At 65.3% G+C, this 8,823-nt stretch carries 10 protein-coding genes and 1 pseudogene; 8 read left to right on the top strand and 3 right to left on the bottom strand.

What is annotated here, in order from left to right:
• Positions 1-238: 238 nt before the first annotated feature.
• Positions 239-1,546 (bottom strand): adenylosuccinate lyase, encoded by a 1,308-nt coding sequence (purB, locus tag FJ980_RS28000; RefSeq protein WP_140546896.1) that lies wholly within the window; start codon positions 1,544-1,546, stop codon positions 239-241.
• 263 nt (positions 1,547-1,809) lie between these two features.
• On the opposite strand from purB, the gene FJ980_RS27995 reads away from it, so the two are divergent.
• The gene (locus FJ980_RS27995) at positions 1,810-2,067 is read left to right on the top strand and encodes a DUF2171 domain-containing protein (protein WP_140546895.1); all 258 of its coding nucleotides are present in this window, start codon (positions 1,810-1,812) and stop codon (positions 2,065-2,067) included.
• Positions 2,068-2,074: 7 nt separating this feature from the next.
• Here the strand turns inward: FJ980_RS27995 and FJ980_RS27990 are convergent, their stop codons facing one another.
• Complete coding sequence (locus FJ980_RS27990) at positions 2,075-3,091, bottom strand: P1 family peptidase (RefSeq protein ID WP_140546894.1); 1,017 nt, start codon at positions 3,089-3,091, stop codon at positions 2,075-2,077.
• Positions 3,091-4,161 carry a branched-chain amino acid ABC transporter substrate-binding protein gene (locus tag FJ980_RS27985; protein WP_140546893.1) on the bottom strand — a complete coding sequence of 357 codons (1,071 nt, stop codon included), beginning with the start codon at positions 4,159-4,161 and terminating at the stop codon, positions 3,091-3,093. The genes FJ980_RS27990 and FJ980_RS27985 overlap by 1 nt, the downstream gene beginning before the upstream one ends.
• A 191-nt stretch (positions 4,162-4,352) precedes the next feature.
• Between FJ980_RS27985 and FJ980_RS27980 the strand changes: the two genes are divergently transcribed.
• The 7 genes and pseudogenes from FJ980_RS27980 to FJ980_RS27950 form a co-directional block, all read left to right on the top strand.
• Entirely contained in the window at positions 4,353-4,847 is a 495-nt protein-coding gene (locus FJ980_RS27980; protein ID WP_140546892.1) for a flavin reductase, read from the top strand.
• A gap of 28 nt (positions 4,848-4,875) precedes the next feature.
• Complete coding sequence (locus FJ980_RS27975; protein WP_140546891.1) at positions 4,876-5,799, top strand: MoxR family ATPase; 924 nt, start codon at positions 4,876-4,878, stop codon at positions 5,797-5,799.
• A gap of 5 nt (positions 5,800-5,804) precedes the next feature.
• Positions 5,805-7,052 (top strand): VWA domain-containing protein, encoded by a 1,248-nt coding sequence (locus tag FJ980_RS27970; RefSeq protein ID WP_140546890.1) that lies wholly within the window; start codon positions 5,805-5,807, stop codon positions 7,050-7,052.
• Between the two features lie 86 nt (positions 7,053-7,138).
• Positions 7,139-7,477 (top strand): XdhC family protein, encoded by a 339-nt coding sequence (locus tag FJ980_RS27965; protein ID WP_140546889.1) that lies wholly within the window; start codon positions 7,139-7,141, stop codon positions 7,475-7,477.
• Positions 7,478-7,483: 6 nt separating this feature from the next.
• A complete protein-coding gene (locus tag FJ980_RS27960; protein WP_140546888.1) occupies positions 7,484-8,188 on the top strand; it encodes an XdhC family protein in 705 nt (234 codons plus the stop codon).
• A 110-nt stretch (positions 8,189-8,298) separates the two neighbouring features.
• Positions 8,299-8,418 (top strand): annotated as a pseudogene (locus FJ980_RS34825) (NAD(P)-dependent oxidoreductase); the annotation flags it as partial.
• A gap of 147 nt (positions 8,419-8,565) precedes the next feature.
• Positions 8,566-8,823 (top strand): penicillin-insensitive murein endopeptidase (locus FJ980_RS27950; RefSeq protein ID WP_181181320.1); only part of this gene is annotated, 258 nt, incomplete at its 3' end.

Genomic DNA, 8,823 nt, shown 5'->3' with positions numbered 1-8,823 from the left:
CTGCGTCAAGCTGGAGCACCCCTCATCCGTCTCGGCGCTAGCGCGCCGATCCACCTTCTCCCACAAGGGGAGAAGGGAAGACCGCGCCGGCGCCACTGCCAATCGCGGCATCGGTGATTAGCTGAGGCGCGGGCGCCAAATTCCCCCTTCTCCCCTTGTGGGAGAAGGTGGCTTGTCACGAAGCGACAAGACGGATGAGGGGTGTTCCAGCCTGGCGCCAGCGCGCCTTTGTTTGGCCTCAAGCTTCCCCGAACACCCGCTTGAAGATCGTGTCGACATGCTTGGTGTGATAGCCGAGGTCGAATTTCTCGCGGATCTCGGCTTCGGGCAGCGCCGCCGTGACGTCCTTGTCGGCAAGCAGTTCCTCGAGGAAATCGGCGCCGTGCTCCCAGACTTTCATGGCGTTGCGCTGCACCAGGCGGTAGGCGTCCTCGCGTGACAGGCCGGCCTGGGTCAGTGCCAGAAGCACGCGCTGCGAATGCACCAGGCCGCGGAACTTGTTGAGGTTCTTTTCCATGTTCTCGGGGTAGACGTGCAGCTTGTCGACGACGCCGGTCAGGCGCGCCAGCGCGAAATCCAGCGTCACCGTCGCATCCGGCCCGATCATGCGCTCGACCGAGGAATGCGAAATGTCGCGCTCGTGCCAGAGCGCCACGTCTTCCATCGCGGGCATGGCGTAGGCGCGCACCATGCGGGCAAGGCCGGTGAGATTTTCGGTCAGCACCGGGTTGCGCTTGTGCGGCATAGCCGACGAGCCCTTCTGGCCCGGCGAGAAATACTCTTCCGCTTCCAGCACCTCGGTGCGCTGCAGATGGCGGATCTCTATGGCGAGGCGTTCGACCGACGAGGCGATGACGCCAAGCGTGGCAAAGAACATGGCATGGCGGTCGCGCGGGATGACCTGCGTGGACACCGGCTCCGGCTTCAGGCCAAGCTTTGCCGCCACATGCTCTTCGACATAAGGCTCGATGTTGGCGAAAGTGCCGACGGCGCCGGAAATGGCGCAGGTCGCGATATCCTCCCGCGCGTGCAGCAGCCGTTCGCGGCAGCGCGAGAACTCGGCATAGGCCTGCGCCAGCTTGACGCCGAATGTGGTCGGCTCGGCATGGATGCCGTGGCTGCGGCCGATGGTGACGGTGTCCTTGTGCTCGAAGGCGCGGCGCTTCAGCGCCGCAAGCAAGGCATCGATATCGGCAAGCAGGATGTCGCTGGCCCGGGTCAGCTGCACGGCAAGGCAAGTGTCGAGCACGTCCGACGAGGTCATGCCCTGGTGGATGAAGCGGGCATCGGGTCCGACGAATTCAGCGAGATGGGTCAGAAAAGCGATGACGTCATGCTTGGTGACGCGTTCGATCTCATCGATCTTGGCGACGTCGAATTTGGCGGCGCCACCTTTTTCCCAGATGGTCCTTGCCGCCTCCTTCGGAATGACGCCGAGCTCGGCCAGCGCGTCGCAGGCATGCGCCTCGATCTCGAACCAGATGCGGAAGCGGGTTTCGGGCGACCAGATGGCGACCATTTCCGGCCGGGAATAGCGAGGGATCATCCGTTTTCTAAGTCCTGCCTGGGAGAAAGCGTCGGCCGCGTCCTAACAGAGCCAGGCCCAATGCTCAACGCCGCTGCCGCGCAAACCAGATGCTGACCGCTACGAGCGCTGCAAGACGGTTCGTCATCTGTCTCATCAGCGTCATGCTTATCACGCCACGATGAAAGAGACGCGCCGTGCGATGCATCCAATCCGGCGTTCATTGGTTATTGTCGGCCGTCTCGCATCCGAAAGGGCAAATCGCCATCCAGCGGAGAACCAGCATGAGCACCGACATCAGCAAGATACGCGGACACATGGAAGTGATCGGCGCCGACGGCGTCCATATCGGCACCGTCGACAAGGTCGAGGGTGACCGGATCAAGCTGACCAAGGCCGACAGCGGCATGGGCTCGCACAAGAACCATCATCACTACATTTCGCTTGCCCTGGTCGCGGAAATCGACGGCCAGAAGGTATGGCTCTCCGCGAATTCGGATGTCGCGGTCACCTTCGAGGAAGAAAAATCCGATCCGACTTGATTGGCCGTCAGCGCGACGACCAAACCGGAAACAGATCGTCCTCGGCCGGTGTCGCCGCATGGACGCCGCGGCTGATTGCGCGCGCCATGGTGGCGCCTGCCGCGGCGAACAGGTCGATCGCGGCATCGGCGCCGAGCTCGATGCCGCTCCTGCCGGTCGCCAGGGCAAACACCAGATCGCCGTCCGCCGGCGTGTGCGTCGGCCAGATGGCGCGTGCGAAGCCGTCATGCGCCGAAATCGCCAGTCGCTTGGCCGCGGCCTTGGTCAGGACGGCGTCCGTGGCGATCACGGCGATGGTGGTGCTGCCGCCTTCGGCCTCGCCGCCCATTTGCCTGTCGCGGTATTTCAGCAGGATCTTCCTGGCATCTTCGGGCAACGGGGCCGGGTAGCCGAGGCCGCCGAACTCGTCGCCGATCTCGAAGGGCGCCGCCCAGAAATGGCGGCTGCGGCCGACCGTCACCGAGCCGCTCGGATTGACGGCAACGAGCGCGCCGATGGTGACGCCGCTGTCGAGCACGGTCGAGGCGGAGCCCAGCCCGCCTTTCAGGCCGGAGGTCAGGGCGCCGGTGCCGGCGCCCGCCGTGCCGACGGCGAAATCGACGGTTGCCGCCTGCACAGCCTCATAGCCGAGCTCGCGATAGGGCGGATAGCGGCCCCAATCCTTGTCGCCGCCATTGCGCAGGTCGAACAGGATCGCGGCCGGCACGATCGGCACGCGGAAGCCGCCAACCTCGACGCCGATGTTCTTCTCGCGCAGCGCCGCCTGCACGCCCGAGGCGGCGTCGAGGCCGAAGGCGGAGCCGCCGGACAGAACGACGGCATGAATCGTCGCGATCGAATTCTGCGGCTCGAGCAGGTCGGTCTCGCGCGTGCCCGGAGCGCCGCCCAGCACCTGGACGCCGGCAACCGCGGGCTCGTCGCACAGCACCACCGTGACGCCGGATTTGAGCCTGGCGTCGGCGGTATTGCCGACGCGAAGGCCGGCAACGTCGGTGATCAGATTGCGCGGACCAGTGCGGAACATCACTTGTCCTCCAGCGGCACGAAATGCGTGCCGTCGAAGCGGAAGAGGCGGAACGGGTTCTGGCTGAGATCGCCCTTGTCGTCGAAGCGGACGGTGCCGATCGCGGTCGCAAAATCACGGCCGCTCAGCGCTTCGCCGAGCGGCTGCCCAGTGCTTTCCGCACCGGCCAGCGCGGCCTTGGCGACCTCGACCGCGGCATAGGCCGGAAGCGTGTAGCCGTCCGGCACGATGTTCTTCGCTGCGAAAGCCTGCATCACCTTGGGATCGGCGATCTCCGACCATTCCGGCGGGGCGATCATCAGCGTGCCGACGGCATAGGGCACATCGCCCGGCGGCGTGCGCAGGTTTTCGCCGCCGGCAAAGGTGATGCCGGCATCGAGCCGGGCGGCGTCGCGACCCATGATCGCGATATCGTCGCCGTCGCCGCCGGCGAACACCTTGGTCGCGCCGGCCTTCTTCAACCGGCCGACCAGCCCGATCTGGTTGTCGAGCTGCGGCCGGAACGTGTCGGCGAAGACCGGCTTCAAGGCAGCCTGCTCGGCGGCGGCGCGAAAAGTCTCGGCCATCTCGCGGCCATAGATGGTGCCGTCATCGACGATGGCGAACAGGTCGTCGCGCCAGAGCTGCGTGAGCTTGGCGGCAACCGCGTTGCGCTCATCGTCGCCGCGCGGGCCGAGCCGGTAGACCGGCCAGCCGGTCTTGGCGCGCCGGTCGGTCAGGCTTTCGGTACGCACGCCGACGGTGATGACCGGGATGTCGGCATCCTTCAGGATCGGCAGCGCCGCCTCGATAGCGTCGGTGCAGAGAAAGCCCACCACGACATTGACCTTGGCGTCGACGAATTCCTTCGCCGCCGCGGCGCCGCCATCGGCGGTGCAGGCATCGTCCACGGCCTTGATCGCGATGCCGTTCGCCTCGGCCGCCAGGCCGGCGCCGGCCGCGATCTGCTTGCCGAGGATCGCCGATGGGCCGGAAAGCGGCGCGGCAACGCCGACCAGCGTCTCGGCGTCGGCGCTCGCGGCCAGCGACAACCAGAGCAGCGCGGCTGATGTCATCGTGAGAAGACGCATTCGGGCTAAGAGATCCTCCATGCCGGGAATACAGTCCCGACACTATTCCAGGAAATGCCTAAGGGCTGGCTAAGCGCCGCGCAACACGCGAATTTGCGGATTGCGGTCAAGCACTTCGCCCATGCCATGCAACTTGTGGCGTGCAATATGCCGCTATATATAACGAACTAGTTTCGACAGGTGGACATCGGGTGCTGAAGATCAATGATATCGGGCCGCAGCATTATCGCGATGCGATGGCGCATTTTGCCGGCCATGTGCATGTGGTGACGACCGACGGGCCCGGCGGCAAAAGGGGCGCGACGGTGATCGCCGCCTGTTCGGTTTCGGACACCCCGCCGACGGTGCTGGTCTGCCTCAACCGCGAGAACGCCAAGAACGAGGCTTTCGTCAAGAACGGCAAGTTCGCGCTCAACACCCTCGCATCGGACCAGGAAGCCGTATCGGTCGCCTTTTCAGGCGTCACCGGCCTGCCGGTGGAGGAGCGCTTCGCGCTCGCCGAATGGGATGTGATCTCGACCGGCGCCCCGACGCTGAAAGGCGCGCTGGCCGTGTTCGACTGCGAGATCATCGATAGCAAGGACCTTGCCACCCACCGTGTGCTTTTTGGCAAGGTGACAGGCTTGCGCATCGGCGATAATTTGCGGCCGCTGATCTACCACAACCGCGGCTATCATTTTCTTTGAACGTGCAAGCGGGATCCACGGAGACAAGATGACCGCGCCGCGCCCCGCGCCGAAGACGATCGACGAAACGCTCGATCTTTTGACAGGCGCGGATTATGTCGCAGACCGTTCGCTGGCGACGGTGCTGTTTCTTTCACTGCGCATGAAGCGGCCTTTGTTCCTCGAAGGCGAAGCGGGCGTCGGCAAGACCGAGATCGCCAAAGTGCTGGCCGGCGCGCTCGGCCGCCGGCTCATCCGCCTGCAGTGCTATGAAGGGCTCGACGTCTCCTCGGCCGTCTATGAGTGGAACTATGCCGCGCAGATGATCGAGATCCGCATGGAGGAAGCGGCGGGCACGGTCGTGCGCTCCGATATGGAGCGTAACGTCTTTTCCGAGAAATACCTGATCCGCCGTCCGGTGCTCGACGCGCTGACCGGCAAGGCTGGCGCTGCGCCAGTGTTCCTGATCGACGAGCTTGATCGCACCGACGAAGCTTTCGAGGCGTTCCTGCTCGAGATTCTTTCCGATTTTCAGGTTACAGTTCCGGAACTTGGCACGATCAAGGCGGAAGAGCCGCCGATCGTCATCATCACCACCAACCGGACGCGCGAAATCCACGACGCGCTGAAGCGTCGCTGCCTCTACCACTGGGTCGACTATCCGAACGCCGAGCGCGAGCTGGAGATCGTGCGGCGCAAGGTGCCGCAGGCGAACCGCCGACTGTCGGCAGAGGTCGTGTCCTTCATCCAGAAGCTGCGCCAGGTCGAGCTGTTCAAGGCGCCCGGCGTTGCCGAGACCATCGATTGGGCTGGCGCCTTGACCGAGCTCGACAAGGTGGCGCTCGATCCGGAGACCGTGTCGGACACCATCGGCGTGCTTTTGAAATACCAGGACGATATCGCCCGTATCGGCGAGGGCGAGGGCCGGCGCATCCTCAATGAGGTGAAGGCCGAGCTGTCGGCGGCGGAGTAGGCACGATGCCTGTGCGCCCGGAACCCAAAGAGGCGCTCGCCGATGGGCGCATCGCCGACAACATCGTCTATTTCGCGCGGGCGCTGCGCAAGGCCGGCATGCGCGTCGGCCCGGCCTCGGTGAAGGACGCCATCGAGGCGGTACTTGCCGCCGGCATCGGCTCGCGCGACGATTTCTACTGGACGCTGCATGCAGTGCTCGTCTCGCGGCACGAGGATCATCCTGTCTTCGACGAGGCCTTCCGCCTTTTCTGGAAATCGCGCGAGCTGATCGAGAAACTGTTGGCGATGTTCTCGCCGGTCGCACCGGACGATCGCGAAAAGCAGAAGCCGCGGGCGGCCGAGAACCGCGTCAGCCGGGCGATGTTCGAGGGCCATCGGAAAAACCAGCCGGTCCGGGAAGTGCCGGAAATCGAGGTCGACGCACGGATGACTTTTTCCGGCAATGAGGTGCTGCGCGGCAAGGACTTCGCCCAGATGGATGCGGCTGAGATGGCTGAGGCCAAAAAGGCGATCGCGGCCTTGCGCCTGCCCTTCGATCTGATCCGCACGCGGCGCTTCAAGGCGGATACGCAAGGGGGCCGCATCGATCCGCGCGCCATGATGCGCTCGGCCGCGCGTACCGGCGGCGAACTTATCCTGCCAAAATTCCGCTCTCCGCGCGAAGCGCATCCGCCGCTGGTCGTGCTGGCCGATATTTCCGGCTCGATGAGCCAGTACACCCGCATCTTCCTGCATTTCCTGCATGCGCTGACGGAGAAGCGCCGGCGCGTGCACGCCTTCGTTTTCGGCACGCGGCTGACCAACCTGACCCGCCAGATGCGCCATCGCGATCCCGACGAGGCTCTGGCCGAATGCTCGGCGGCGGTGAAGGACTGGTCGGGCGGCACCCGCATCGGCGACACGCTTGCCGAGTTCAACCGGCTGTGGTCGCGGCGCGTGCTGGGGCAGGGCGCCGTGGTGCTTCTCATCACCGACGGGCTGGAGCGCGACGACGTCGCCGGCCTTTCGCAGGAGATGGAGCGGTTGCATAAATCCTGCCGGCGGCTGATCTGGCTCAATCCGCTGTTGCGCTTCGACGGCTTTGAGGCCCGCGCCCGTGGCGTGAAAGCGATGCTGCCCTATGTCGACGAATTTCGGGCGGTGCATAATCTCGACGCGCTGGCCGATCTTTGCGCCTCGCTCGACCAGCGGCCGGCGGCTTCGGTCGATCCGCGCCGCTGGGCGCGAACTGGCGAGAGGCAGGCCGCGTAGCCATATGTTTCCTTGGCGGGAAACCAACGTTTACCGTAGGGACGACCAAGGTTTTCCTTGAAAAACAGACTTTGCGAGAAGCGACGATGGATGAGAGCATTTATCTCGATGAGGCCCGCGATCCCCTGATCATCGCGGAAGGCTGGATGAAGGATGGCAAGGATGTCGCCATCGCGACCGTGGTCGAGACCTGGGGTTCGGCGCCTCGCCCGGTCGGCAGCCATCTGGTCATCGACGCCGAGGGGAATTTCCATGGCTCGGTCTCCGGCGGCTGTGTCGAGGGCGCCGTAGTGACCGAGGCGATGGACGTTATCGACAGTGGCAAGGCAAGGATGCTGGAATTCGGCGTCGCCGACGAGACCGCCTGGCAGGTGGGCCTGTCCTGCGGCGGCCGCATCAAGGTCTATGTCGAGCGGCTGGGCTGATCACAGATGGATCCCTACGTCCTGAAGACACTCAACGAAGAACGCCGCGCCCGCCGCGCCGCGGTGCTTGTCACCGACCTTGGCGACGGCCGCGACCGCATCGTGCGCGAGGGCGACCATGTTGCGGGCGATCTCGGGGCGGCAATCTCCGATGCGTTCCGCACCGGCAATTCGAGGTCGGTGGAGGCGGAAGGGCGGACGTTCTTTCTCAACGCGCATCTGCCGCGCCCGCGCCTTGTGGTGATCGGCGCCGTTCATATCAGCCAGGCGCTGGCGCCGATGGCCAGGATCGCCGGCTATCCGGTCGAGATCATCGATCCGCGCACCGCCTTCGCTACCCCGGAACGCTTCCCCGACGTCGCGCTGCACGCCGAATGGCCGCAGGATGTGCTGAAGCGCGCGCCGCTCGACAGCTATACCGCCCTTGCCGCCGTCACCCACGATCCGAAGATCGACGATTTCGCGCTGAAGGCGGCGCTCGACGCCCGATGCTTCTATGTCGGGGCGCTGGGCAGCCGCAAGACCCACGCCAAGCGTGTCGAACGCCTGCTGGCGCTCGGCGCCGGTGCCGACCAGATCGCGCGCATCCACGCGCCGATCGGCCTCGATATCGGTGCTGCCAGTCCGGCCGAGATCGCCGTCGCCGTCCTTGCGCAGACAATCCACGCCTTCCGCTCGCGCGGTCTCGAAGCAAAAGGCGCCGTGGCGTGAAATTCGGGCTGGTGCCGATCGACGAGGCGGAAGGGGCGGTGCTGGCGCATGCGACCACCGCTGGCGAAAAACGCTTCCGCAAAGCGCACCGATTGAGCCGCGAGGATATCGCGGCGCTCAAGGCGGCGGGCTACCGATTCCGCTTCCCGGACTACCGCGCCGCCTTCGACCATATGTGGGCAAGCGGCGACTGGCGCGACGGCGCGCCGCGCAGCCCGATGAAGCGCTGACGCATTCCGTGACACGGTTTCGGGCCGGAATGCGTCGGAAAAGAAAACAGGGCGGTTGACCGGTTTGTGAGAAACGGAACCGCTCCGGCGATCGAAGCAACGTCCATTGCGTGCTATGATTCGGGCTTGGGTTTGCGGCGGGGGTTCATGGAGACAGCGATGCGGCTCGGCAAGCGTTCACAGCTGGCGGCTTTTGGCCTGCTCGCCCTCACAAGTCTCGCCGCGCCGCCGGCAATGGCCGAGGAACGCGCCAAGGACCTCTTCGGCGCCGAGAAACTGCCGGCGGCGCCCGCCCCGCAATCCTTCGGCTTCTACTCCAAGGTCTGCTTTGCAGGCGGCGTCGCCCTCCCCATGGACGTCCCGACCTGGCAGGAGATGCGGCCGTCGCGCCATCGCCGCGGGGGC

The sequence above is a fragment of the Mesorhizobium sp. B1-1-5 genome (assembly GCF_006443065.1).
In the GTDB taxonomy this organism is placed as follows: Bacteria; Pseudomonadota; Alphaproteobacteria; order Rhizobiales; family Rhizobiaceae; genus Mesorhizobium.
The sequence above is the reverse complement of the archived record's forward strand: the minus strand, read 5'-3'. Positions and strand labels throughout refer to the sequence as shown.

Coding starts and splice junctions, on each gene's coding strand:
- purB (WP_140546896.1), bottom strand. CDS start 1,546: ATGATCCCTCGCTATTCCCGGCCGGAAATGGTCGCCATCTGGTCGCCC.
- FJ980_RS27995 (WP_140546895.1), top strand. CDS start 1,810: ATGAGCACCGACATCAGCAAGATACGCGGACACATGGAAGTGATCGGC.
- FJ980_RS27990 (WP_140546894.1), bottom strand. CDS start 3,091: ATGTTCCGCACTGGTCCGCGCAATCTGATCACCGACGTTGCCGGCCTT.
- FJ980_RS27985 (WP_140546893.1), bottom strand. CDS start 4,161: ATGCGTCTTCTCACGATGACATCAGCCGCGCTGCTCTGGTTGTCGCTG.
- FJ980_RS27975 (WP_140546891.1), top strand. CDS start 4,876: ATGACCGCGCCGCGCCCCGCGCCGAAGACGATCGACGAAACGCTCGAT.
- FJ980_RS27970 (WP_140546890.1), top strand. CDS start 5,805: ATGCCTGTGCGCCCGGAACCCAAAGAGGCGCTCGCCGATGGGCGCATC.
- FJ980_RS27965 (WP_140546889.1), top strand. CDS start 7,139: ATGGATGAGAGCATTTATCTCGATGAGGCCCGCGATCCCCTGATCATC.
- FJ980_RS27960 (WP_140546888.1), top strand. CDS start 7,484: ATGGATCCCTACGTCCTGAAGACACTCAACGAAGAACGCCGCGCCCGC.